Below are 23,287 nucleotides of genomic sequence, written 5' to 3'. Positions count from 1 at the left end.
TCATTTTAGCGGTTTTTCTATCATTTATCTAGAAATTTGATGTTCCATTGGTAAGAAATTTTACCTTTCTCCCTTCATAAGGTTCGTTTGAGAAACAGGCTTTTGACCGTCAGCCTCTTCTATATCAGCTGTTTTCTCTTTTAAATGAATGTCCTTTACAAAATAATAAATAAGGGTGTGCCCCGCTCCGAGTACGACTAGTGAAGCAGGAATCCCAAGCCGATCGCCCAGTAAGGTGACAGATAAAAGAAAAAAGACAATCGAACAAATACGCCCGGCATTTAAAAATAGTTCTCTGACGACAATATATTCAATTCGGGCTTTTCTTGCATATCTGGCATGACCGATGACATCGTAAGTTAAAGAGACATACGGAACTAGCAGAAGCGGGTAGCCGATCGCAATGGCTACAGCGTACATAAGCAGTGATACATAGGACAAGTGAAAGACGATTAAAAATAAAGCGCCGTATAAAATAAGCCCGCCAAACATAATCGCTTTTTTGCGCCATTTTTTCTTAATCAAACGAGTAGCAAAAAAATAGGCAAAAAAGGCAACACCTGAATTGACTAGACCAAATGTGCCTAAAGCAAGCTCACTGTTTGTTGCAATAAACACAAAGACACTGATTAAAAAGACAAACACGCCTTCACGGAGCCCCTGAAAAAAGTGAGCAGTTGTGATCTTACGCCAATTCTCGTCCGCATGGCGCTCTTTCCAAATTTGCTTAATGATAAATTTTCCTTTTGATTGTCTCCTCTTGAGGAAAAAACTCATCACAACCGCTAGTGAAAACAAAAAAAGCGATAAAGTGAAAATCACTGTATAGCCTGTATCATCCGTTAATTGAGAAATCACAATTCCTGCAATGAGCGGCCCGATCATACCAGCTGTAGAGGTAAGCACTCCTAAAAATCCATTAAAGAAATCCCTTGTTTCAGGTTCAGTGATCTCAAAAGTGAGCACGTTAAAGGCAAGCCAGTAAAAACCATAGCCGATTCCAAGCACACTGCCTAATAACACGAGCCGAGCTGCCGCTTGCTCTCCTGCCATGAGAACAATTAAGTAAAAAGCGGCTAAGAAGATGACACCGAAACGAAGGACAAATGCACGATCTATTTTTTTAGCGAGCCGTCCAGCAAATAAAAAGGTAATGGGCTGAAGGACAACAATTGCCAAGTTATAAATCGCAAGGTCTGTAAATCGCCCAGACTGTTTCCATAAATACACGTTCACAAACGTATTCGAAAGCGCAATCGCAAGTGCGTATAATCCGCCAATCGTGAGGAGGAGCAATAAATCTCTTGTGACATCCATGTCCCCGAACATTTTCTTTAATCTGCTCATATCATTCATTCTCCTTTTCTACACAATAGTCTGTCTCATCAAAAGGCAGATATGTAAAAAAAGGAGGGAAAATATAAAAAGACCCGCTCTCAGAGAGAAGCAGGTCTTTTCAAATCAAATCATTTATTTAGCTTCGCTGTAAAGGCGAGCCACTTCATCCCAGTTCACAACATTCCAGAATGCTGAAATGTAATCAGGACGACGGTTTTGGTAGTTTAGGTAGTAAGCATGCTCCCAAACGTCTAGTCCTAGAATTGGTGTTTTTCCTTCAGTTAAAGGAGAATCTTGGTTTGGTGTGCTTGTAATTTCAAGTTTGCCATTGTTCACAACAAGCCATGCCCAACCAGAACCAAAGCGTCCTGCAGCTGCTGCAGCGAAATCAGATTTGAATTTTTCAAATCCGCCTAATTCTTTTTCGATCGCATCTGCAAGTTCACCAGTTGGTGCGCCGCCACCGTTTGGTGAAAGAAGCGTCCAGAATAATGAGTGGTTCGCATGTCCTCCGCCATTGTTACGTACAGCTGTACGAATGTTTTCAGGCACAGAGTTCAAGTTAGCCACTAGCTCTTCAATTGATTGATCTTCAAGAGCTGATACACCTTCGATTGCTTTGTTTAAGTTTGTTACATAAGTGTTGTGGTGTTTTGTGTGGTGAATCGTCATTGTTTCCTTGTCGATATGTGGTTCTAATGCATCGTAAGCATATGGTAATTCTGGAAGTTTAAAAGCCATGGTTAAATTCCTCCTTAGAAATGTATGTACTGAAATGCTTCCTTAGTAAGCAAGCAATTCACCCTAATCAAAGAGTATCAAAAGAAACGGCTTGTTTCAACGTTATTGCTCATGATCTGAAACATTTCAGTGTTTATTTTGTATTTAACCCTTCAGAAAGAGTGTTAAACACCGATTTTCCATTTAGCGAAGCACATAAAACAAAAAGATTCCCAGCATCAGTGCTTGAATCAACCCTTTTACAAATACGCCTGACACAAAACCAATTAATGAGCCAAGCCCCACTTTCACACTTGTCTTCAGATCTTTTTGATGAACGAGCAGCTCTGCGATGACACTGCCGATAAATGGACCAATGATAATTCCAGCAATCGGAATCACAAAAGGACCGGCTAAAAGCCCAATGGTACTTCCCCAAATGGCCGCCCGGCTGCCGCCAAAGCGTTTCACCCCAATCAGATTGGAGACATAATCCGCGGCAAATAACACAGCTGTAAACATGGCTTGAATGAGCCAAAAGGTGAGCGTCAATTTCTCAAAGCTAAAAAAGAGCCCATATAAAATAAACCCAAGAACCATGAAAACCACACTAGGAATGATTGGATAGACAAGTCCCACAAACGCAATGATAAATGCACAGCCGATCAAAACCCAATATAGCACGTCCAATCCGCAGCCGCCTCCTTTTTATATGCTGTATACATTATGCCTCATTCCTTCTATCTTAACCAGCAATGAAGGCCGTACTTGTACTGGATGGATAGACATTGATACAATGTGAGAAATAGAAAAGAATGTAGGAAGTGAATCGGTTGAACGTATTTAGTTTATTGTTAAAAGGAATTTATTCACCAAAAGATATTGCCAGAGCACGTTTTACTGGGATTGGAAAGGCCATTTTATTCATCTTTATCCTTTCGATCATCGCAGCTGTCCCCCAGGGCTATCATATGAGCCAAGAGATTTCAAATGCGATGTCAGGATTTCAGCATGTGATTAAAAAAGATTTACCCGACTTTTCCATTGAAAAAGGAACGCTTCAAGCGGATCAAAGCACGCCGATCGAAAAAGAAGAAAACGGCATCACGATTATCTTTGATCCCGCTGAAAAAATAAAATCAAGTGAGCTTGAATCAAAACAAACAGCCATTGCGTTATTGAAAGAAAAAGCAGTGATTGCCATTGACGGACAAATGACAGATATTCCATACCAGCTGCTTGGCGGAACACTCACAAAAGATGAACTTGCCAGCGTCACAAACCAGAATCAAGCGATCATTATCCCTGTCATTTGTGTCCTGCTGTACCTATCTACTGCTGCTCTCATGTTCATCAGCGCAACATTCCTAGCCATGCTTGGCACATTTATTAAACGAATGCAGCAAAAAGAGCTGTCCTTTCAAATGCTTTGGAAGCTCTCTGCCTATTCACTCACATTAACAACCGTCTTTTTCGCCATCATGAGTGCATTAAACACGCCGGTTGCGAACTCATTTTTATTAAATTGGGTGATTAACTTTATTTTCTTATATCTTGTCGTTAAAGAAATACCTGCAAAAAAATAAGCTCCCTCATTTCGGGGAGCTTTTTTATTTATTTTGACCCTATGACTCATCTGGATGGATGATCGCAAACAAATAGTGATCCTCCCACTTATCATTGATCTTTACTTTTTTACGATGAAGTCCCTCATTTTCAAACCCTGTCTTCTCAAGCACACGAATGGAACCAATGTTAGATGGTTTTACGCCAGCCTCAATACGGTGAAGGTACAGTTCATAAAAGGCATAATCGATAATCAAACGAATCGCCTCTGTCATATACCCCTTCCCGCCTTGCCTTTCATCAAGCACATATCCAAGCAAAGCCCCTTGAATCGGTCCTCTTTCAACAGAATGGAGTGAGATCGTTCCAATTAATGCATCTGTTTCATTTAAGAAAATACCGTGCATGTAGGCTTCATCTTTTGCACGCCTTTGCATACTGCGGTTAATCCGTTCCTTTTGACGAGGTACAGTAAAAAAATCATCCTGAACCAAAGGTGTAAATTGCTGAAAATAAGTGCGGTTTTCTCGTTCAAGTGTTAATAGAGCTTCTGCATCACTTTCTGTTAGTGTTCTTACATATATATACTGACTGATTTTCTTCATATACTCTCCCCCTTTTTTTATTTTATCATAATAAAGAAAGCGCTTCGGCTTATCAAAGATTTTTCCGATTACAAGTCATAATAGAACTCACTAGAACCGCCCTTCCCTAGCTTTTTCACTCTTTTTGGTTCTATCAACTCAGGGACAAACATACACTGAAGTAAACTCTTAAAAGCGGTGAGTAAAATGCGGCGAATTATTTTTTTACTAGTCAGTTTGTTTGTCCTCTTTATTATCTTTTTTGATTTGAAAAATGGAACGATCCCCGTTCAGGAAGGCCCTGCTGTTCCCGCCAGCGCCTTTCAAACAGCTGAAAAACAGGCATATAAAACTGTCACTGTTAAACAAGGACAAACCGTCGTCTCTATCGTGCATACAAGTAAGCCATTAGATGAAGTGATCGAAGACTTTGAAGCACTGAATCAAGGCGTCAAAGCGAACGAAATTCGGGCAGGCAGCACATACAAGTTTCCGGTCTATAAGAGATAAAACGTTAATTCCTTGTCATTCATACGAAGAGACTGTTACAATATGAGATGTAAAACACGTCGTACACTGCAAACGAATTGCATGTACACTAAGGAGCGATTGACAAGTGAGTGAAGTCACACATCGTACAAAAACGCGTCCCGTCAAAGTGGGACCTTTAACTATAGGTGGAAACAATGAAGTCGTCATTCAAAGTATGGCGACAACCAAAACACATGATGTCGAAGCGACAGTAGCTGAAATTAAACGTTTAGAAGAAGCTGGCTGTCAAATCGTGCGTGTCGCATGCCCAGATGAGCGTGCAGCAAATGCGATTGCGGACATAAAAAAACAAATCAACATCCCCCTTGTTGTCGACATTCATTTTGACTACAAGCTTGCACTGAAAGCCATTGAAGCAGGTGCAGACAAAATTCGTATCAACCCAGGAAACATCGGAAGACGAGAAAAAGTCGAAGCTGTTGTGAAAGCGGCAAAAGAAAAAGGCATTCCAATTCGTATTGGGGTAAACGCCGGTTCACTCGAGAAAAAGATTCTTGATAAATACGGCTATCCAACAGCAGATGGTATGGTTGAAAGTGCACTGCATCACATTAAAATTTTAGAAGACCTAGACTTTCATGACATCATTGTCAGTATGAAAGCATCTGATGTAAACCTTGCGATCGAGGCATACGAAAAAGCAGCAAAAGCCTTTGATTATCCTCTTCATCTTGGGATTACAGAATCAGGTACGTTATTTGCAGGTACGGTTAAAAGTGCAGCTGGTCTTGGCGCAATCTTGAATATGGGGATTGGTAACACACTCCGTATTTCATTAAGTGCTGACCCGGTCGAAGAGGTCAAAGTGGCACGTGAATTATTAAAATCATTTGGCCTTGCATCAAATGCAGCCACACTCATCTCTTGTCCAACTTGTGGACGAATTGAAATTGACCTCATTAGCATTGCAAATGAAGTCGAAGAATATATTTCTAAAATTAAAGCACCAATTAAAGTAGCTGTTCTCGGATGTGCTGTAAACGGTCCGGGTGAAGCGCGTGAAGCTGATATCGGCATCGCTGGTGCTAGAGGTGAAGGCCTCTTATTCCGCAAAGGTGAAATTGTTCGGAAAGTACCAGAAGAAACAATGGTCGAAGAACTGAAAAAAGAAATCGATAAAATCGCTGAAGAACATTATGCGAAAATGGAAGCTGAAAAAGCAAAACAAGCGAACGCATAACAAAGAACGCCTGACATCACTGTCAGGCGTTTTTCTGTTCCTGTCCTGTTAAAAGAACGGGGTGATAAAGATGCCGAGGATGACGGAAACGATTCCGATCCCGATTGACCATGCGCCAAGCGCATGTGCTCCTTTTCTTCTTGCAATATAACCAACGACGATTGCCGCTACGCCTAATAGCACCGGCAAGACAAATAGTGAGATAATCGCAATCGCGAGTGCTGTATAGCCTATCCCCTTACTGCCTGAATCGTCACCTACATGGTCACGTTCTCTTCTGTCTTCACGATCTCTTGATGCTTGATATGGCTCTGCAATTTCAGCAGCTGTTTCCTCTAAATAGCCATCATCATTACTAAAGTGTGTGTCGATTTCACGATCATTTCTTCTGAAATCTTCGTCTCTTTCCATGATCAATTCCCCCTTTTGGTTAATAGAAAGGAGCTTTTTTAGTATGAGCAAAAATGTCTGTTTCATGTTTGCTAAAACTTGCTGGAAATGTGAATTGATTATGTTACACTTTAAGAGGATAAATATGAGGAGTGTGGGCATGTTACGTTTAGGAATTGATATCGATGGCACAGTCACGGCGCAGGACACCTTTGTCCCCTACTTAAATGAGTCGTTTCAATGTGACATCACACTAGATGATATGACGGAATATGATTTGACGAAGCTTTTAAAGATTTCAAATGAAGAATTTTGGGGCTGGATGAATGAGTATGAGCCTCTTATTTATAAACAGGCAAAGCCTGCCGAGGGTGCAAAAGAAATCCTCAATCAAATGAAACATCATCATCAATTGATTTATATCACAGCCAGAAGGCAGCATCACTCAGACATCACCTACAAATGGTTTGAGGAGAATCATGTCCATTATGACGACATCGAGCTTGTTGGCGGACATCATAAGGTGGCAGCTGTTCAAAAACATAAGATCGATGTGTTTTTTGAAGATCACCATGGCAATGCCACAATGATTGCAAAAGAAGCTGACATTCCAGTGATTCTGTTTAACTCACCGTATAATCAAATGCCAATTGATGAACGGATCATTCGGGTTAATAACTGGCAAGAAGCATCCCAATGGATCAAACAGTATGAAAAGCGTCTGCAAACTGCTTACTAAAACAGATTAAAAGCCGATACGTTTTTAATGTATCGGCTTTTGGATTGTACGATGATGTCCTTCTTTTATTAAAAAATGGTAAAGTGCACCCATCATACCTGCCTGATTGAAGTAATAGCACGTTTCCAGTGTCACCTGTATGTTTTTCCATGCATGCAAAGTATGTAAATGTTTTTCAATGTTTGGAATCAAATCGGGCCTTGCACTCACGCCCCCGCCAATGAGGATTTTCTCTGGATTGAGAACTGTTGCCACATTGTAAATGCCAATTGCGATTCGCTTGTACCACTGATCGATCATCTTCTCAATGGCCGGATCTTGCTTGGCTTTTTCAAAGATTTCTTGACCGTCGATTTGCTGACTTTGTGGAATGCCCTGCTGCTCTTTGTAACTTCGTATCAATCCAGCTGTCGAAGCACTGCTGTTGAGTGTGGTAAACTGACCATTTTCTGTTTCTGTCAGCATCATGCCAAATTCACCGCCGCGAAAAGAGGCACCGCGCACAAGCTCGCCACCAGCAAAAATACCACCGCCGACACCAGTCCCAAGCGTCATACATATAAAGCTGTCACACTCTTTCGCATGACCACTAAATTTTTCAGCCAGAGCTGCACAGTTCGCATCATTTTCTACTTCTACACGAAGTGATGTTTTTTCTTCCAAAAGCGTTTTGACATTTTGGCCATTTAAAGCAATAATCGCTCCTGCAAATTCCGTATAACCCGTTTGACTGTCAACAAAACCAGGAAGACTCATCGCAATCCCTTTGATATCCCAAGTCCTTTGATACTCTTTCACCACGTTCTCCATGTCCTCTAAAAACGGCTCAAGCTGCCGGCAGTTTGTTTCGTAGTCGCCGCTCGTGATCAGCTCACCATTTCGATTCATGACCCCGTGCTTTGTTTTTGTCCCGCCTACATCGAATACGATATAATACGCCACTTTTGACCCCTCCCCCTATTTCTAAAGACTCAAATCTGCTTCTATAGATGATCTGTTGTTCTCATTTTAATGAAACAGCTATCCTTTGTAAAACGTTTTCAACATGACAAAACAAAAAGCCAGCCCATCGGCTGGCTTCTTTCATGAATGAACTTCCTTCGGTTCGCAAGAAGGACACGTTCCGTAAATCTCAAATTTATGTCCGCTAATGTGATAATCCTCTAGATCAGCATCAAGCTTGTCCATAGGGCAAGCGTCGATTTCCTTTGTTTTACCGCATGTCAAACAAATAAAGTGATGATGATGATGGGAAAACGAACATTTAAAACGGAACAGTTTCTCCCCTGATAATTCCGTTGTCTCTAATATCCCAAGATCTTCATATAAAGACAGGTTTCGATAAATCGTATCAAAACTAAGCCCTGGGTAATCTTCACTTAATGCTGTTAATACATTTTTAGCGGTCAAGTATTTATCAGAATCAGAAAACAATTGAAGCATATCTTCACGTTTGCTTGTATATTTATAGCCTTTTTCCTTTAATAAATCAAGCGCTTCTTGTACGTTCATGATGATTCCCCCTTCTGAATTTCCCAATACTAATACACCCGATTAAAATCAAGATAGACAGCATCACAATGGTTCCACCCGGCGCTAAATCAAGATAATAACTTAAAATCAAGCCGACCATGACAGACAATTCCCCAAATAAGATGGAAAGGAAAATCGCCTGTTTAAACCCTTTGGCAATCCGAATACTTGCCGCAACAGGCAGTGTCATGAGTGCGGACACTAGGAGTGTACCAACAATACGCATCGATGCTGCGATGACAAGTGCAACGACTAAAATAAAAATAAAATGAATCCACTTAGCTGAAATACCAGAAGCCTTCGCATGTTCTTCATCAAAAGAAAGCAAAAACAATTCTTTATACAAGAGCACAACCACTAATACAACGACAAGTGAGATCCCAACAATGATCCAAAGATCGAGCCTTGAAACCGCACTGACACTTCCAAACAAATAGCTGAACAAATCTGTATTAAAACCATTTGCAAGTGAAATGAAAATAACAGAGATCCCAATACCACCTGATAAAATAATGGGAATCGCCAGCTCCTGATAATGTTTATACACAGAGCGCAGACGTTCAATAAACAACGAGCCAGCCACAGAAAAAGCCATTCCTAAGTAAAGCGGGCTAACCCCTGTCAAAAGTCCAAACTTTTTATCAAGGAATAAACTTGCCGCTATCCCAGCAAGTGATACGTGACTAAGCGCATCTGCGATGAGAGAGAGCCTTCTCACGACAATAAATACACCAAGTAAGGGCGCAATAAAGCCGATCAGCATACCTGCGATAAACGCATTTTGTAAAAATTCATAATGAAAAAATGGAAATAGCATTATTCATGTCCCCCATGATGGTGATGATCGTGATGAATCACTTGAATGTCATGCCCGTAAAACTGAGAAAGCGCCTGATCATCCATCGAATCAAACGTTTCCGCATCTCCATGAAAATGAAGTGTCTGATTTAAACAAGCCACATGCGTGACTTTGTCAGAAACGGTTCCTACATCATGTGTAACGAGAATTAAAGACATTCCTTTTTCTTTGTTCAATGTTTCTAGCAGCTGATAAAAGCCCTCTACTGTTCTTTGGTCTACACCCACAGTCGGCTCATCTAAAATAAGCAGCTTCGGCTGACTGACGAGTGCACGGGCAATAAATGTACGCTGCTGCTGCCCGCCTGAAAGCTCACCAATGTTTTGGTGTTTTAAGTCCTGTATGCCAACTGAGCGGATGGCCTCATCTACTTGAAGCTTATCCTGCTTACTCATGCGTTTGAATAAACCAATCTTCGCCGTTAAACCACTTGCCACGACCTCGTATACAGAAGCAGGAAAACCTGTATTAAAGCTATTCGCCTTTTGAGAAACAAATCCAATTTGATCCCAGTCTTTAAATTTTTGAGCAGGTGTGCCAAAGAGCTTCAATTCTCCCTGCTGTGGTTTAATCAAGCCAAGCAGGCATTTTAATAAGGTTGTTTTACCAGATCCATTCGGTCCAACAAGTGCTAGAAAGTTTCCTTCCTCTACTGTTAAATGAATGTGATCGATGACATTTCGCTGTCCATATGAATACGAAATGTCCTTCATTTCAATAATTGGCTTTGCCATAAATCTTTCCACCTTTAATCCAATATAAAAAGAATGATTACGATTTATACAACAAAAAGAAAATGGCAAAAGCCATTTTCTTTGTCCATACATACATTTCATTATATAAAAGAAAGATAAAAAAGTAAAATAAAAGCTAATGAATGGCTGTTTTGAATTTACCGCCTTTTGTTTCATGCGTATCCATAATCGTAATAAAGGCTTGACCATCAATTTCAAACACGATAGATTTCAGCTTCGTAATTTCAAGTCTTGTCACGACGGCGTAAATGACATCTTTTTCTTCATCGGTATAACCGCCTTTTCCTCTAAGCTTGGTGGTTCCCCTGCCGAGACGATGAAGGATCGCATCTGAAATTTCATCATAATAATCCGAAACGATAATGACAGCTTTTGTTTCATCTAGTCCTTGAATGACAGCATCAATTGTTTTCATTGCCAAATAATATGTCATGACAGAATACATAGCCTGCTCTGGTCCGAAGACAAAGCCTGCCCAAATAAAAATGAACACATTGACGATCATGACAAACTCACCGACGGAGAAAGGAATTTTTTTCGTCAGAAGAATTCCTAAGATTTCCGTTCCGTCCATTGAGCCTCCATTCCGTATCACAAGCCCAACGCCAAACCCGAGTAATAGCCCTCCAAATACAGTAGCTAAAATCGGCTGCGTCGTAAATGCTTCTACATGATGGAGTGAAGATTCAATCACGGCCAAGCTGACAATCCCAATCACAGTGGAAATCAAGAAGGTTTTCCCAATATGTTTGTATCCTGATATCATAAATGGAATATTTAAAATGACAACAATCGTCGCAAAATTAATGAATGGGTTATCCGTAAAAAGATAATCCAAAATAAGCGAAATACCGATGATGCCTCCATCAATAATATTGTTTGGCACTAAAAATAATTCAATGCTGACTGCCGCACATGCAGCTCCTACTAGAATCAGAAAAATTCTCAAAATAAAATGAGGCACTGATTCCTTTTTATGCTGTTTACTATTTGCCATACGTTCTCCCTTCTACACATGTTTAGTTTTCAATGAACATTTTATTCACTTTACTATTTTATCATTTCACAGAGTAAAATAAAATTTTTTGCACATTTTCCGTTTTCGCCCATACATTGATACAGAGGGGAGGAATGGAATTGATTTTAATTCAAAAAATTGTGTTGCAGCGTCTGAATCAGATCACAGCAAATGACTTGTTAAGGTATGCGAAACAGTATGGGGTCAGTTTAACATCCAATCAGGCTACTGAGGTCGCCAAACTCATGAATGGGAAAAACGTCAATATTTTTAACGATGCAGAGCGCAACCGGCTGCTTAAGCAAGTGGAGGCGATTACGTCTAAGCAGACAGCACAGACCGTCAATGATCTGTTTAATCAATTCACAAATTAGGCAAAAAAGGGCCGCATTTAGCGGCACCTCATCACATTGCATGCACTTTTTATTGACCCGTAATCTTATCTAGTAAACCTTCATCAAATTGCTTTTCTTTCAGCATCGCAATTTCGAATTTATAAGGTGGTTTCTTGTTCTTTTTATCTTCACCTACATAAGGCGTTTCTAGAATCTTCGGCACATCTTGAAGCTGTGGATGATGAACGATATAGCTCAGGGCATCAAAACCAATTTCTCCAAAACCGATATTTTCATGTCGGTCTTTTCTTGCGCCTTGTACATTTTTACTATCATTAATATGAAGAACTTTGATTCTGTCGATCCCGACAATTCGATCAAATTCTTCTAATACTCCATCAAAATCACTCACAATGGGATAACCTGCATCGTGCGTGTGACACGTATCAAAGCAAACAGAAAGTGCTTCGTTATGTGTCACACCGTCAATAATTTGGGCAAGCTCTTCAAAGCTTCTTCCGCACTCTGATCCTTTCCCCGCCATTGTTTCCAGCGCAATTTGAACCTCCTGCCCCTTCACAATGACTTCATTGAGGCCTTCAATGATTTTTTGAATTCCAGCATCTGCACCTGCTCCGACATGCGCACCTGGATGAAGAACAATTTGTCTTGCACCTAGCGCTTCTGTACGCTCTATCTCAGAGCGAAGGAAATCCACTCCAAGCTCAAATGTCGCTGGATTCACTGTGTTCCCAATATTGATAATATACGGTGCATGAACGACGATATCTGTCATACCATGCTCTTTCATATGCGCTTGTCCAGCTTCAATATTGAGATCTTCAATTTTTTTACGGCGCGTATTTTGCGGTGCACCTGTATAAATCATAAAAGTATTTGAACCATAAGAGGCAGCTTCCTCACTCGCTGCAAGAAGCATATGTTTTCCGCTCATGGATACATGTGATCCAATCTTCAACAATGTGTCCCCCTACTTTCCGTTACGCTTTGACTTTCTACGTTCTTGTCTTTTGATCTTATCCATCTCACGTGTCATTTTCTTTTTATATCCAGGTTTGACGGCTTTCGGTTTTCTGACAAGGCGTTTTGCTTTTTCTTCAATTTCATTTGGTGCTTTTTTACGTCTTTGACGCTTCAAACGATCATCTGCATCTCGCCATTCGCCATGAACAATCGTTTTGTTTTCAAACACAACACCCATTTTTTCAATTTGAACGAGTGCATCCTCATCAGCGAGATCATAAATGGTCATTGCAATGCCAGATGAACCAGCGCGAGCCGTTCTTCCCACACGGTGAACATAAAAATCAAGATCGGATGGGAGCTCATAGTTAATCACGTGGCTGACGCCCTTAATATCAATCCCGCGGGCAGCAAGATCAGATGCCACAATATATGTGAACTCCAAATCTTCAATTTGTTTCATCACTTTTTTACGTTCACGAGGCGTTAAACCACCATGAAGTACCCCAATTTTCATTCCTTTTTCTTGTAGGAATGAGGCAATCTCATCAACAGTTGATTTCGTATTGGCAAAGATGATCCCTAAATAAGGCTGTACATTCGTCACCATTTCATGAAGTAATTTTAATTTATCACGCTGTTTAGATGGAACTAAAATATGCTGAATGTTTTCAGCCGTAATTCGTTTCGGTTCAACATGTGCATATTTCGGATTATCCATATATTTTTTGAGGAAAGGTTTTAATTTTTCTGGAATAGTTGCTGAGAACACGAGCATTTGCAACTGTTCTGGCATTTGTGAACCAATACGATCCACATCTTCTAAAAAGCCCATATCCAGCATAAGGTCTGCTTCATCAATGACAAGAGATGTTGCTTTGTACACATTCAGCGCTTGCTCATGAATAAGATCAGCAATACGTCCAGGAGTGCCGACCACTAAGTGCGGCTGATTCTTTAGCTTTTGAATGGATTTCTGCTTGTCCGTTCCGCCAATGTAAAGCTTTGCCTTGATTTCTTCTTCTGGAGTCGTATTTTTTAAGATCGTTTGTGCTTCTTTAAAAATTTGATTCGCTAATTCTCGTGTTGGTGCAGTAATGACCACTTGTACTTGCTCTTTGCTTGGATCAATTGAATGAATAAGCGGCAATAAATACGCATGGGTTTTCCCTGTCCCTGTTTGAGACTGTCCAATCACGCTTTCACCTTTTAAAACAGCAGGGATGATTCTCTTTTGAATATCAGTCGGCTCATAAAAGCCCAGTTCATGAATAGCATCTATAATAAAAGACTTTAATTCATATGTCGTAAATTTCGTTTCTTTCATGTTTTCACTCCTTAAGGCAATGCCTTTTTGCTCATCTCCTCATTATAGCTGATTTTCAGCAAAAAAACCATGTCCGCTTTTCTCACAGGAAACCAAATGATACTTCCCTGCATAACCTATGAAGAGAAAGAGAATGCAGTAAGGGAGGTACAAGTATGTTAGGGCAAAGGCCTATGGGCGATTTTCAGCCGCATCGTCCCTCACGCCGGCACCTTGGAAATGGCGGACAGCCCGGGATTTTTCAACGGAGACAGCAGGCTCCGATCGAACAGCCTTTTCAAGGGCAAGGCAACCAATTTCAACAAATGATGCCTCGCTCTCCGTCTGTACAAGGCGGCGGTCTACGCGGGATGGGTGGCATTCCTGGAGGCGAAAGCCGTGCACTAGGCGGCGCCGGAATTAAGGGCATGCTGGCAAAATTTCTTCCTGGAGCTGGAGGTGCAGGAATCTCTGGAGCTGGAGGTGGTGCGGGATTACAAGGAATCCAGAGCTTCGCAAACCCTGCGAACCTTTCAAGCATGTTAGGAAATGTTCAAAAAGTACTCGGAATGGCGCAGCAATTCACGCCTATGATTCAGCAATACGGTCCTTTAGTCAGAAATTTGCCTGCCATGATTAAACTCTATAGCCAGCTTGGCAGTGCGGATGATGATGAAACAAATACGAATGATGCAGACGAAGAACCAAAAGAAATCACTGCAGAAACAGACGTTCCGCACGAACAAGCAGCACCAGTTGATGATGAAATAGAAGAAGAAAAAGAAGAAGAACCAGAGGACATCCTTGTCAAAAAAGGGACTGTACACACATCAGCTGCTCCTGAAGCAAAACCGAAAAAAAGATCGGGCAGTTCCATTCCGAAACTATATGTCTAGTGATCTTTTAAAGGCGAAGTGTTTCCCATGTATAACAATCTTTGATATATGCGCTTACTTTGGCTATAATGAAGGAAGAGAATGATCAAAAGCCGTTTTTCACGGCTTTTTATATTGTTCTTCTCTAGCAGCACTTCCCTACAGGAGGACGAATAAATGAATGTAATTAAAATTTCGCCGCGTGGCTATTGCTATGGCGTTGTAGATGCAATGGTCATTGCTAAAAATGCCGCACTTGATAAAAACTTGCCACGCCCAATTTATATATTAGGTATGATTGTGCACAACAAACATGTCACAGACGCCTTCGAAGAAGATGGAATTTACACACTGGACGGACCAAACCGTCTGGATATTTTAAAGCAGGTTGAAAGTGGCACAGTCATTTTCACTGCTCACGGCGTATCTCCTGAAGTCCGTCAAATTGCAGAAGAAAAAGGCCTTGTCGCCATTGATGCGACCTGTCCAGATGTCACGAAAACACATGAACTCATTTCAGAAAAAACAGCTGATGGATATGACATTATTTATATCGGGAAAAAGGGGCACCCTGAGCCAGAAGGAGCCGTCGGTGTTGCACCTGACAAAGTGCACCTTGTCGAAACAGAAGCTGATATTAAAGCGCTCGATTTAACGTCAGATAAACTGCTCATCACCAATCAGACGACAATGTCTCAGTGGGATGTTCATGATCTGATGGAGCTCATTAAAGAAAAATATCCTCACGTCGAGTACCATCAAGAAATCTGCCTTGCGACACAGGTACGTCAGGAAGCTGTGTCACAGCAAGCAGGCCAAGCCGATCTGACCATTGTGGTCGGCGATCCAAAAAGCAATAACTCAAATCGTCTGGCGCAAGTGTCAATGGAGATTGCAGGAACGCAGGCTTACCGAATTGGTGATCTCAGTGAGCTAAAGCTTGAATGGCTCCAAGGGGTTAAAACAGTTGCCGTTACTGCAGGTGCTTCCACACCAACACCTATTACAAAAGAAGTCATTCGTTTCTTAGAAAACTACGAACCTGATGATGAATCAACATGGAAAATTGAACGGACGGTTCCTCTTTCTAAGATATTACCTCGCGTGAAAACAAAGAAATAAAAAAACGTCAGAGCTGCTATGCTCTGACGTTTTTGTTTACACAAATTGAAACGGGTTTGTGTTTGATTCTGATACAAAGAATTGCACATCATATTTTTTATCTGTACATAGCGATTCTAGCTTTGTCTTTACGCCCTCTTTCATGATCTTTTCTGCGTAATGACCTGGGTCCACTACATTCAGTCCGAGCATCATGGCATCGTGAGCGACATGGAAATAAAGGTCGCCAGTCACGTACACATCTGCACCCATTCTTTTCGCTTGATGGATATATTTATTTCCGTCTCCTCCAAGCACAGCTACTTTTTTCACGATCGCTTCCTGATCTCCTACAAAACGCGCTCCATTCACATCTAACTTCGTTTTCACAAATTGAGTGAAGTCTTTAAGTGTCATAGGTTCTTTTAATTCTCCAATACGGCCAAGGCCTTTTTGAACAGGAGGAAGATCTGTCGTATGAACACTGTAAGCCACTTCTTCATAAGGATGTGCTTTGATCATTTCACGAATCACTTGTTTTTCAATACTTGCTGGGAAAATGGTTTCGATTCGTACTTCTTTCACAAATTCCAATTTACCCGTCTCACCAATAAATGGCACAGCTTCTTCTGATGGCAGAAAACTGCCTGTCCCTTCATTTGAAAAAGCGCAATGACTGTAGTTGCCAATATGGCCAGCTCCCGCATTTCCTAAAGCCGTCCTGATGGCCTCTTCAAATTCCACTGGGACATACAAGGCTAGCTGCTTAATTGGATCTTCATATGTTGGAACTAGCACTTTTGTTTCCCCGAGCTCTAAAGCCTCTGCAAGCAAGTCATTGACTCCCCCATCAGCCACATCCAGGTTTGTATGTGCTACATACACCGCAATATCATGTTTGATGCATTTCTCAATGATCCGTCCTGCCGGCTGATCTGTCGCCACATGTTTTAATGGACGGAAAATTGGCGGATGGTGGGCAATAATGAGATCCACCTTCCGCTCAATTGCCTCATCTACCACATTTTCTAATACATCTAAGGTGATCATGACATTGGTCACTTTTTTATTCAGCGTTCCAATCTGGAGCCCGATTTTATCACCTTCCACCGCATATGCCTTTGGTGAAAATTGCTCAAATAATTGGATGATTTCATGCCCGTTCACTGTTTTAGCCAACAGTCAAAACCTCCTTTAGCATTTTTATTTTCGCATTCAGCTCTTTTAGACGTTCTTTGTTCTCTTCCGTCGGCGCTGCTTTTTGAATCTGGCCTTCTATATGCTCCATGTGCTGAAGCTCATTCATCCATTTGCGCCGGAAGACATCATTATGTTCTTTGGCAAGAAACGGACCAACGAGCATGCCTGTTTCAATCGACATGCCTTCATAAGCTTTATCTTTGTCGCCAGTTTCGGCAATGATGATTTCGTATATCTTGCCATCCTCTTCTAAAATCACTTCATCCATCAGTTCATACCCCTCTTGATAGAGCCATAAACGAATATGGTGAGCATGAATATTAGGCTGAAGAATAAGCCGCTCCTGCCCTGTGAGCTTGTGTTTACCTTCATTTAGAATGCTTGCAATGAGTGCTCCGCCCATTCCTGCAATCGTGACAGCATTCACCTCGCCTTTTTCAATCACTTCAAGGCCATTTCCTTTTCTGACTGAAATCTGCTCATCTAATTCAAGCCTATGTACTTGCTGCTTCGCAGATTGAAGCGGTCCATCAGTAATTTCACCAGCAATGGCTTTCAATGCTTTATGATGTAATATCGCATAACATGGCAAATAGGCATGATCTGAGCCAATATCAGCAAAGACCGCCTCTTTTGGTAAAAAGTCTGCGACTCTTTTTAATCGTTTTGACAAATTCATTTCATTCATCCATATCACTACTTTTCTTTAATGTTCATACTTGTCTATCTTATATAAATTATGGACTTTTTAAAAGTCGTTTTCAAATGAAAAAAGCTCTTCTGATGAAAAAGAGCTTTTTGCGCTTTATTATTTAATTTTGGATACCCATTCTGACATTTCATCGAGCTTTTCATTCGGGATTAGCCCGCCCGGCATCCCATTCCCGCCTTCTTGAATTTTCTTCTTGATGTCTGCTACTTCAAGCTTGTCGCCAACACCTTTTAATGCAGGACCAGCGCCACCTTCGTAGTTTTCCCCATGACAGCTAATACAGTTCTGCTTATACAATTCTTCCGGCGTCGCATTTGCGGTCTCTTCTTGCTTTTGCTCTTTGCCCCCAGAGGCAATTTTGTCTTCATCTTTCAGCCCCTTCATTGATAAGAAAAAAGTGAGTCCAATACCTAAAATGGCAATCAATAAGAATGGTATAAGTGGATTCCGTTTCATTTCTTTCATCCTCCCCTTTGTGAAAAACCCCTTTGAGACTATGCAAACAATTCTAATTCTACTTTAATTTTACAAAAAGTAAACGAATTATGATACAAAACTTTGGTCAAGTTCACAGATTAGACAAAAATGATTCAAAATGAGAAAAGAAGCCTTCAGCACATTTAGATGTATTTTTTATACATCTTTTCTCTAAGAACGTTGCAAATTCATTTGTTATTCAGTAAAATATAATCAGGTCAAAAAAGCGTTTTCATTTTGATGAAGAAAGAACGGATCTCTCTCAAGATCCGTCCGGTTTCTATTCTAAGAAGTCTTTTAATCGTTTACTTCTGCTTGGGTGTCTTAATTTACGAAGAGCTTTCGCTTCAATTTGGCGAATACGCTCTCTTGTTACGCCAAACACCTTTCCTACCTCTTCTAATGTGCGTGTTCTTCCGTCATCTAGTCCGAAACGCAGTCTCAGCACATTTTCTTCACGGTCCGTTAGCGTATCTAATACATCTTCAAGCTGCTCTTTTAAGAGCTCATAGGCAGCATGGTCTGATGGAGAAGTCGCCTCTTGGTCTTCGATAAAATCACCAAGATGCGAGTCATCTTCCTCACCAATAGGTGTTTCTAAAGATACTGGCTCTTGCGCAATTTTAAGAATTTCTCTTACTTTCTCTGGTGTTAAATCCATGTCTTCCGCAATTTCTTCTGGCGTTGGTTCTCTACCTAGATCTTGTAGAAGCTGTCTTTGAACACGGATTAATTTATTAATGGTTTCCACCATATGAACCGGGATCCGGATTGTTCTTGCCTGATCGGCAATCGCACGTGTGATCGCCTGTCTAATCCACCAAGTCGCATATGTTGAGAATTTGTATCCTTTGCGGTAATCAAACTTCTCAACCGCCTTCATGAGCCCCATGTTTCCTTCTTGAATCAAGTCAAGGAACAGCATACCACGACCAACATAACGTTTCGCAATGCTGACAACGAGACGAAGGTTCGCTTCCGCTAATCTTCTTTTTGATTCCTCATCGCCTTCTTCAATCTTTTGAGCATACGTAATCTCTTCTTTAGCAGATAGCAAATTGACGCGCCCGATCTCTTTTAAGTACATACGAACAGGATCATTAATTTTGACACCTGGTGGTACGCTTAAATCATTCAGGTCAAATTCCTCTTCTGCCTTAGCCAGCTGCTGAACATTTGGGTCTTCAGTCTCTTCATTTTCACTGATGAGTTCTACACCCTGTTCGCCTAAGTATTCATAGTATTCATCCATTTGGTCTGATTCAATTTCAAAGCTAGACATACGCTCTGCAATTTCTTCGTATGTTAAAACGCCCCGTTTTTTACCCGTTTCAGTGAGCTTATCTCTCACCTGTTCAAAGGTTAATTCAGTTTCAGTTTCGTGGGCTTGTTTATCAGCCATTATGGATCCCTCCTTCCAAAGCTTGCAACGAATTCTAAAGTAACTTGCGATTTGCTTCTGCTCTGCCTTTCTCTCTCTATCAAACAGAATGAGCAAAAAGGAATAAAATAAATAATGATGAAGGCAAGATGCTTGCGGTCTTATGCTCCTCCCATTAAAGGATTCATTGCCAGCCGTAAGTCTTGTCATAAATAGTAGACGTATTACTTCAGCGAACGGTTCAACTGAATAATTTCTTTTGCAAGTGTTGCCGCTTTGAAGAAATCTTTTTGCCTCTCCGCCTCTGCACGTTCTAGTTCTTTTTCCTTTATCATTGACAAATTCCGATGATTCAACACTTTTTTTACATAATCACTTAATTCAGCTTCACTTAGTTCGTCTCCAACTTGAATCATCAAAATATCCGTCAGGAGCTGATTGATCACATCATCTTCTATACGGTTCATCAGATGCTGCGGGGTCGGCTCCTTGCCTTCTTCATACAATGCATAAATGTATGTTGCCAGCGCTCTGTGCGAATCTATATTAAATTCAAACCCTATCCTATCAAGCACTTTTCGGATCACGTCATCATTTTTCAACATATGTGCAAGGAGCATTCGCTCTGCGTTTTCATATGCCGGCCTTAGACGTTTTCGTCTTACCTGTGTTGACAGATGTGCACGCCGCTTTTCAAGTCCATTTTCTTCTTGCGAGCTCTTGGCCTCTTGTCGCTGCTGCTTTTCAAAAAGCTCCAATTGCTCCTTTAATGAGTCAAGTGAAATGGAGAACTCCCCAGCCAGCTGCTTCATGTAAATCTCTTGTTCCAAGGAACCGTTTAATCGGCTAATTTCTCGGAGAACCTGCTTCATGTAAGTCAGGCGGTCTCCTTCGTCAGACAAATTCTTTCCTCTTCGGAAAAAGTTCATCTTAAATGTCATTAATGTCACACTTGCATCTATGATGTCATTCCTAAATTTCTCGCCGCCATATTTACGAATGTAATCATCTGGATCAAGTCCATCTGGTATCATGGCAACGCGAACTTTACATCCTCTTTTTCCAAGCAAATCTGATGCTTTCATGGTCGCTTCATACCCGGCCGTGTCAGAGTCATAACATAAAATGATCTCTTCAACGTTCCGTCTAAGAAGCTTTACGTGCTCTTCTGTTAAAGACGTACCCATTGTTGCAACACTTTCGCCAACACCACTTGTGACAGCCGAGATGACGTCAGCAAATCCTTCGAAAAGGACTGCACGTTCGCGTTTTCTAATATGCATACGCGCGTCATGAAAGTGATAAAGCAGCTTACTTTTATGAAAAAGTGGCGTTTCAGGACTATTCATATACTTTGGCTGCTGATCACCAAGTGATCTTCCAGAAAAAGCGACGACCGTCCCATGATGATCATGAATTGGAAACATGACACGATCTCTAAAGCGGTCAAAAAAACCTGTGCCGTTTTCTCGTTGAATCAAAAGACCAGCCTTCTCCATCATCGCAGGATCAAACCCTCGTTTTTCTAAAAACTTGGTCACGAAATCCCACGAGTCGAGAGCATACCCGATCTCAAACTTGGCAATTGTTTCATCCGTAAAGCCCCTGGACCTTAAATAATCGAGTGCGTTTTGACCTTCCTTTGTATTTACCAGCAAATGGTGGTAAAATTTCTTAAGAAGCTCATGCGCCTCAATCATTTTATGATCTGCTGTATCCTCTTGCTGTGAGGAACTGATCTGCGCATTCGCTACATGATCCGGCAAATCAATATGGTACTTATCAGCAACATGTGAAACGGCTTCAATAAATGAGTAGCCTTCCATTTGTCTGAGGAACGAAAATACATTACCTCCTGCACCACAGCCAAAACAATGGAAGATTTGCTTATCTGCTGAAACAGAGAATGAAGGAGTATTTTCACCATGGAATGGACAAAGACCGAAGTAATTCCGCCCTTGTTTTCTAAGCTGTACGTATTCTCCAATCACTTCGACAATGTCTGCGTTTTTTTGGATTTGCTCCAAAAGTTCATCTGGTATACGTTTGCTCATCCTAATAACACTCCGTCGTACATTATTCGCCTTTTAATTCAAAAATCCTTCATGATTCGACAGGATTTTTTGTAGTTGGGCAATAAATCGCTTTTTATCCTCTTCTAAAAGCTTTTTGGGACCTTTTCCGTATACACCTTTTCTTCGCTGTTTACTGGAAACATGCCTGCGTTCCAAATCAAAATCAATTGTTTCGTTTGTGTACATTCGTCCTCTTTCAGACAGAACAATGACTTGTCTTGGAAGCAGTAAGGAGGCCAGACCAATATCCTGGGTGACGACAATATCGTGCTTGACAGCTAAGTTCGCAATGACTAAATCTGCTGCTTCCTTATGTGTATCAACAAACCGCCAATCTTCAAGTGGTGATCGTTTGGTTTGAAAATGCTCATATGAAGCAATGAAAGTCACAGGTACTTGAAATTGAGATGCGACAGAAAGGATTTCGTCTTTTACAGGACAAGCATCTGCATCGACATAAATCGTCCTTTCTTTTTTACGTTCATTCAGGTGACTAATTCTCCATCCCTCCACCTTATTCCTGCTTTAGAGAAGCAAAAAGACCATACTTTTCCCCCATAAAGCAATCAACAGTAAAACTCATTTTGTCGAAAAGTTATGTTCAGAATCACTTGACTTCTGCCAATATTAGTTTATTCGTTCTTGACTTAACTTAAACCTAAAATCAATCATTTTATCACAATTTTTTATTATAATACAAATGCAGCAAATATGCTATTGTTTTTGTTTACCCGTTTCCCACCATAGGAAAAACCCAGGAGGAGCATCCTGAGTTTATTCGGAACCTCTTTTGGTCAGCATTTGATGAATGACATTTGCTGTCTCCTCAACTGCTTTATTCGATACATCAACAACTTGACAGTTAATGCGGTCAACCACTTTTTCAAAATATTCTAGTTCCTCTTTAATCCGCTCGATATTCGCATAAATGGCACGGTCATTTAAACCGAGTGATTTTAAACGTTCTTTACGGATATGATTTAGTTTGTCTGGACTAATTTTCAGGCCGATGCATTTTTTTGGATCAACTGAGAATAACTCCTCTGGCGGATCAACTTCAGGAACAATCGGAACGTTTGCTACCTTCAAGCGTTTATGTGCTAAGTATTGAGAAAGTGGTGTCTTAGACGTACGTGATACACCAATCAGCACAATATCAGCCTTTAGAATACCTCTTGGGTCCCGGCCATCATCATATTTCACAGCGAACTCAATGGCTTCTACCTTTTTAAAATAGTCCTCATCTAATTGACGTACACGACCTGGCTCATGTTTCGCTTCATTTCCATATGCCGTCTCCATTTTATCAATAAGTGGACCGATAATGTCATAGTACACGACGCCATTGGCTTCTGCTTCTTCTATTAAGAATTGGCGCATTTCTGGCACAACAAGAGTAAAGCAGACGATCCCATTATCTGCTTTCGCCAGTGAAATGACTTCTTTAATCGTACCAACATCCTCTACATATGGGATTCTTCTAATATTTGAATGGTCAGATGAGCCGCCATCAAATTGGCTAAGTGCCGCTTTGACCACGAGCTCTGCCGTTTCTCCTACTGAATCTGATACAACAAAAATTACGCGATTACTCATAACATCCCCTC

26 protein-coding genes are annotated in these 23,287 nt (G+C 41.0%); 7 read left to right on the top strand and 19 right to left on the bottom strand.

Features of this window, described 5'->3' with window-relative positions:
* Window positions 1-60: 60 nt before the first annotated feature.
* The 3 genes from ES896_RS08300 to ES896_RS08290 all read right to left on the bottom strand — a co-directional run bounded on the left by ES896_RS08300 (window position 61) and on the right by ES896_RS08290 (window position 2,748).
* Window positions 61-1,347, bottom strand: coding sequence for an MFS transporter (locus ES896_RS08300; protein ID WP_008342348.1), 1,287 nt, complete (start codon window positions 1,345-1,347; stop codon window positions 61-63).
* A 123-nt stretch (window positions 1,348-1,470) separates the two neighbouring features.
* Window positions 1,471-2,079, bottom strand: a complete 609-nt coding sequence (gene sodA / locus ES896_RS08295; protein WP_007501264.1) for a superoxide dismutase SodA — start codon at window positions 2,077-2,079, stop codon at window positions 1,471-1,473.
* Between the two features lie 183 nt (window positions 2,080-2,262).
* A complete protein-coding gene (locus ES896_RS08290; protein WP_048001748.1) occupies window positions 2,263-2,748 on the bottom strand; it encodes a DUF456 domain-containing protein in 486 nt (161 codons plus the stop codon).
* A 143-nt stretch (window positions 2,749-2,891) separates the two neighbouring features.
* Here ES896_RS08290 and ES896_RS08285 point away from each other — a divergent pair, with 143 nt between their 5' ends.
* Window positions 2,892-3,644 carry a DUF1189 domain-containing protein gene (locus tag ES896_RS08285; protein WP_007501266.1) on the top strand — a complete coding sequence of 251 codons (753 nt, stop codon included), beginning with the start codon at window positions 2,892-2,894 and terminating at the stop codon, window positions 3,642-3,644.
* Window positions 3,645-3,683: 39 nt separating this feature from the next.
* Here the strand turns inward: ES896_RS08285 and ES896_RS08280 are convergent, their stop codons facing one another.
* The gene (locus tag ES896_RS08280; RefSeq protein ID WP_135226696.1) at window positions 3,684-4,229 is read right to left on the bottom strand and encodes a GNAT family N-acetyltransferase; all 546 of its coding nucleotides are present in this window, start codon (window positions 4,227-4,229) and stop codon (window positions 3,684-3,686) included.
* 186 nt (window positions 4,230-4,415) lie between these two features.
* On the opposite strand from ES896_RS08280, the gene ES896_RS08275 reads away from it, so the two are divergent.
* Both ES896_RS08275 and ispG read left to right on the top strand, forming a co-directional pair.
* On the top strand, window positions 4,416-4,718 hold the full coding sequence (locus ES896_RS08275) for a hypothetical protein (protein WP_007501268.1): 303 nt from the start codon (window positions 4,416-4,418) through the stop codon (window positions 4,716-4,718).
* Window positions 4,719-4,824: 106 nt separating this feature from the next.
* On the top strand, window positions 4,825-5,940 hold the full coding sequence (gene ispG, locus ES896_RS08270) for a flavodoxin-dependent (E)-4-hydroxy-3-methylbut-2-enyl-diphosphate synthase (RefSeq protein WP_008342357.1): 1,116 nt from the start codon (window positions 4,825-4,827) through the stop codon (window positions 5,938-5,940).
* Between the two features lie 48 nt (window positions 5,941-5,988).
* Here ispG and ES896_RS08265 read toward each other — a convergent pair whose 3' ends face one another.
* Window positions 5,989-6,351, bottom strand: coding sequence for a DUF308 domain-containing protein (locus tag ES896_RS08265; protein ID WP_008342359.1), 363 nt, complete (start codon window positions 6,349-6,351; stop codon window positions 5,989-5,991).
* A gap of 139 nt (window positions 6,352-6,490) precedes the next feature.
* On the opposite strand from ES896_RS08265, the gene ES896_RS08260 reads away from it, so the two are divergent.
* Entirely contained in the window at window positions 6,491-7,069 is a 579-nt protein-coding gene (locus ES896_RS08260) for a 5' nucleotidase, NT5C type (RefSeq protein ID WP_025207634.1), read from the top strand.
* 24 nt (window positions 7,070-7,093) lie between these two features.
* Here ES896_RS08260 and ES896_RS08255 read toward each other — a convergent pair whose 3' ends face one another.
* The 5 genes from ES896_RS08255 to ES896_RS08235 all read right to left on the bottom strand — a co-directional run bounded on the left by ES896_RS08255 (window position 7,094) and on the right by ES896_RS08235 (window position 11,213).
* Window positions 7,094-8,011 (bottom strand): ROK family protein, encoded by a 918-nt coding sequence (locus tag ES896_RS08255; RefSeq protein ID WP_135226695.1) that lies wholly within the window; start codon window positions 8,009-8,011, stop codon window positions 7,094-7,096.
* A 141-nt stretch (window positions 8,012-8,152) separates the two neighbouring features.
* The gene (gene zur / locus ES896_RS08250; protein ID WP_003217433.1) at window positions 8,153-8,581 is read right to left on the bottom strand and encodes a zinc uptake transcriptional repressor Zur; all 429 of its coding nucleotides are present in this window, start codon (window positions 8,579-8,581) and stop codon (window positions 8,153-8,155) included.
* Entirely contained in the window at window positions 8,559-9,419 is an 861-nt protein-coding gene (locus ES896_RS08245; RefSeq protein WP_007501274.1) for a metal ABC transporter permease, read from the bottom strand. The genes zur and ES896_RS08245 overlap by 23 nt, the downstream gene beginning before the upstream one ends.
* Entirely contained in the window at window positions 9,419-10,195 is a 777-nt protein-coding gene (locus ES896_RS08240) for a metal ABC transporter ATP-binding protein (RefSeq protein WP_008342368.1), read from the bottom strand. The genes ES896_RS08245 and ES896_RS08240 overlap by 1 nt, the downstream gene beginning before the upstream one ends.
* A gap of 136 nt (window positions 10,196-10,331) precedes the next feature.
* Window positions 10,332-11,213 carry a YitT family protein gene (locus tag ES896_RS08235; RefSeq protein ID WP_007501276.1) on the bottom strand — a complete coding sequence of 294 codons (882 nt, stop codon included), beginning with the start codon at window positions 11,211-11,213 and terminating at the stop codon, window positions 10,332-10,334.
* Between the two features lie 140 nt (window positions 11,214-11,353).
* On the opposite strand from ES896_RS08235, the gene ES896_RS08230 reads away from it, so the two are divergent.
* Complete coding sequence (locus tag ES896_RS08230) at window positions 11,354-11,608, top strand: DUF2624 domain-containing protein (RefSeq protein ID WP_076822215.1); 255 nt, start codon at window positions 11,354-11,356, stop codon at window positions 11,606-11,608.
* 49 nt (window positions 11,609-11,657) lie between these two features.
* Here the strand turns inward: ES896_RS08230 and ES896_RS08225 are convergent, their stop codons facing one another.
* Together ES896_RS08225 and ES896_RS08220 are read right to left on the bottom strand one after the other, a co-directional pair.
* On the bottom strand, window positions 11,658-12,551 hold the full coding sequence (locus ES896_RS08225; protein ID WP_017358005.1) for a deoxyribonuclease IV: 894 nt from the start codon (window positions 12,549-12,551) through the stop codon (window positions 11,658-11,660).
* 9 nt (window positions 12,552-12,560) lie between these two features.
* Entirely contained in the window at window positions 12,561-13,880 is a 1,320-nt protein-coding gene (locus tag ES896_RS08220) for a DEAD/DEAH box helicase (RefSeq protein ID WP_007501280.1), read from the bottom strand.
* A 155-nt stretch (window positions 13,881-14,035) separates the two neighbouring features.
* Between ES896_RS08220 and vrrA the strand changes: the two genes are divergently transcribed.
* Window positions 14,036-14,755, top strand: coding sequence for a VrrA/YqfQ family protein (gene vrrA, locus ES896_RS08215; RefSeq protein ID WP_135226694.1), 720 nt, complete (start codon window positions 14,036-14,038; stop codon window positions 14,753-14,755).
* Between the two features lie 156 nt (window positions 14,756-14,911).
* Window positions 14,912-15,856: a 4-hydroxy-3-methylbut-2-enyl diphosphate reductase gene (locus tag ES896_RS08210; protein WP_007501283.1), complete on the top strand. Its 945-nt coding sequence runs from the start codon at window positions 14,912-14,914 to the stop codon at window positions 15,854-15,856.
* A gap of 36 nt (window positions 15,857-15,892) precedes the next feature.
* Here ES896_RS08210 and ES896_RS08205 read toward each other — a convergent pair whose 3' ends face one another.
* From ES896_RS08205 to ES896_RS08175, 7 genes are all read right to left on the bottom strand, one after another.
* On the bottom strand, window positions 15,893-17,014 hold the full coding sequence (locus tag ES896_RS08205) for a Nif3-like dinuclear metal center hexameric protein (RefSeq protein ID WP_135226693.1): 1,122 nt from the start codon (window positions 17,012-17,014) through the stop codon (window positions 15,893-15,895).
* Window positions 17,007-17,723: a tRNA (adenine(22)-N(1))-methyltransferase gene (locus tag ES896_RS08200; protein ID WP_048001529.1), complete on the bottom strand. Its 717-nt coding sequence runs from the start codon at window positions 17,721-17,723 to the stop codon at window positions 17,007-17,009. Before ES896_RS08200 ends, ES896_RS08205 begins: the two co-directional genes overlap by 8 nt.
* 120 nt (window positions 17,724-17,843) lie before the next feature.
* Window positions 17,844-18,203: a cytochrome c550 gene (gene cccA / locus ES896_RS08195; RefSeq protein ID WP_008342390.1), complete on the bottom strand. Its 360-nt coding sequence runs from the start codon at window positions 18,201-18,203 to the stop codon at window positions 17,844-17,846.
* Between the two features lie 301 nt (window positions 18,204-18,504).
* The gene (rpoD, locus tag ES896_RS08190) at window positions 18,505-19,626 is read right to left on the bottom strand and encodes an RNA polymerase sigma factor RpoD (protein ID WP_008342392.1); all 1,122 of its coding nucleotides are present in this window, start codon (window positions 19,624-19,626) and stop codon (window positions 18,505-18,507) included.
* A gap of 203 nt (window positions 19,627-19,829) precedes the next feature.
* Window positions 19,830-21,659 (bottom strand): DNA primase, encoded by a 1,830-nt coding sequence (dnaG, locus tag ES896_RS08185; RefSeq protein WP_135226692.1) that lies wholly within the window; start codon window positions 21,657-21,659, stop codon window positions 19,830-19,832.
* A 33-nt stretch (window positions 21,660-21,692) separates the two neighbouring features.
* Window positions 21,693-22,193, bottom strand: a complete 501-nt coding sequence (locus tag ES896_RS08180; protein ID WP_008342395.1) for a YaiI/YqxD family protein — start codon at window positions 22,191-22,193, stop codon at window positions 21,693-21,695.
* Between the two features lie 261 nt (window positions 22,194-22,454).
* Complete coding sequence (locus ES896_RS08175) at window positions 22,455-23,276, bottom strand: pyruvate, water dikinase regulatory protein (protein WP_008342399.1); 822 nt, start codon at window positions 23,274-23,276, stop codon at window positions 22,455-22,457.
* Between the last annotated feature and the right edge of the window lie 11 nt (window positions 23,277-23,287).

This window comes from Bacillus sp. 005/A4HT-01/001, assembly GCF_004634445.1.
Lineage (GTDB): Bacteria > Bacillota > Bacilli > Bacillales > Bacillaceae > Bacillus > Bacillus altitudinis.
Note: the sequence above shows the minus strand (reverse complement) of the source record. Positions and strands in the feature narration are given on the sequence as shown.

Excerpts from the sequence above, each read along its gene's own strand:
- ES896_RS08220 (WP_007501280.1), bottom strand. The coding sequence starts at position 13,880 with ATGAAAGAAACGAAATTTACGACATATGAATTAAAGTCTTTTATTATA.
- sodA (WP_007501264.1), bottom strand. The coding sequence starts at position 2,079 with ATGGCTTTTAAACTTCCAGAATTACCATATGCTTACGATGCATTAGAA.
- ES896_RS08260 (WP_025207634.1), top strand. The coding sequence starts at position 6,491 with ATGTTACGTTTAGGAATTGATATCGATGGCACAGTCACGGCGCAGGAC.
- cccA (WP_008342390.1), bottom strand. The coding sequence starts at position 18,203 with ATGAAACGGAATCCACTTATACCATTCTTATTGATTGCCATTTTAGGT.
- ES896_RS08280 (WP_135226696.1), bottom strand. The coding sequence starts at position 4,229 with ATGAAGAAAATCAGTCAGTATATATATGTAAGAACACTAACAGAAAGT.
- vrrA (WP_135226694.1), top strand. The coding sequence starts at position 14,036 with ATGTTAGGGCAAAGGCCTATGGGCGATTTTCAGCCGCATCGTCCCTCA.
- dnaG (WP_135226692.1), bottom strand. The coding sequence starts at position 21,659 with ATGAGCAAACGTATACCAGATGAACTTTTGGAGCAAATCCAAAAAAAC.
- ES896_RS08245 (WP_007501274.1), bottom strand. The coding sequence starts at position 9,419 with ATGCTATTTCCATTTTTTCATTATGAATTTTTACAAAATGCGTTTATC.
- ES896_RS08200 (WP_048001529.1), bottom strand. The coding sequence starts at position 17,723 with ATGAATGAAATGAATTTGTCAAAACGATTAAAAAGAGTCGCAGACTTT.
- zur (WP_003217433.1), bottom strand. The coding sequence starts at position 8,581 with ATGAACGTACAAGAAGCGCTTGATTTATTAAAGGAAAAAGGCTATAAA.
- ES896_RS08240 (WP_008342368.1), bottom strand. The coding sequence starts at position 10,195 with ATGGCAAAGCCAATTATTGAAATGAAGGACATTTCGTATTCATATGGA.
- ES896_RS08275 (WP_007501268.1), top strand. The coding sequence starts at position 4,416 with ATGCGGCGAATTATTTTTTTACTAGTCAGTTTGTTTGTCCTCTTTATT.
- ES896_RS08175 (WP_008342399.1), bottom strand. The coding sequence starts at position 23,276 with ATGAGTAATCGCGTAATTTTTGTTGTATCAGATTCAGTAGGAGAAACG.
- ES896_RS08210 (WP_007501283.1), top strand. The coding sequence starts at position 14,912 with ATGAATGTAATTAAAATTTCGCCGCGTGGCTATTGCTATGGCGTTGTA.
- ES896_RS08235 (WP_007501276.1), bottom strand. The coding sequence starts at position 11,213 with ATGGCAAATAGTAAACAGCATAAAAAGGAATCAGTGCCTCATTTTATT.
- rpoD (WP_008342392.1), bottom strand. The coding sequence starts at position 19,626 with ATGGCTGATAAACAAGCCCACGAAACTGAAACTGAATTAACCTTTGAA.
- ES896_RS08265 (WP_008342359.1), bottom strand. The coding sequence starts at position 6,351 with ATGGAAAGAGACGAAGATTTCAGAAGAAATGATCGTGAAATCGACACA.
- ES896_RS08300 (WP_008342348.1), bottom strand. The coding sequence starts at position 1,347 with ATGAGCAGATTAAAGAAAATGTTCGGGGACATGGATGTCACAAGAGAT.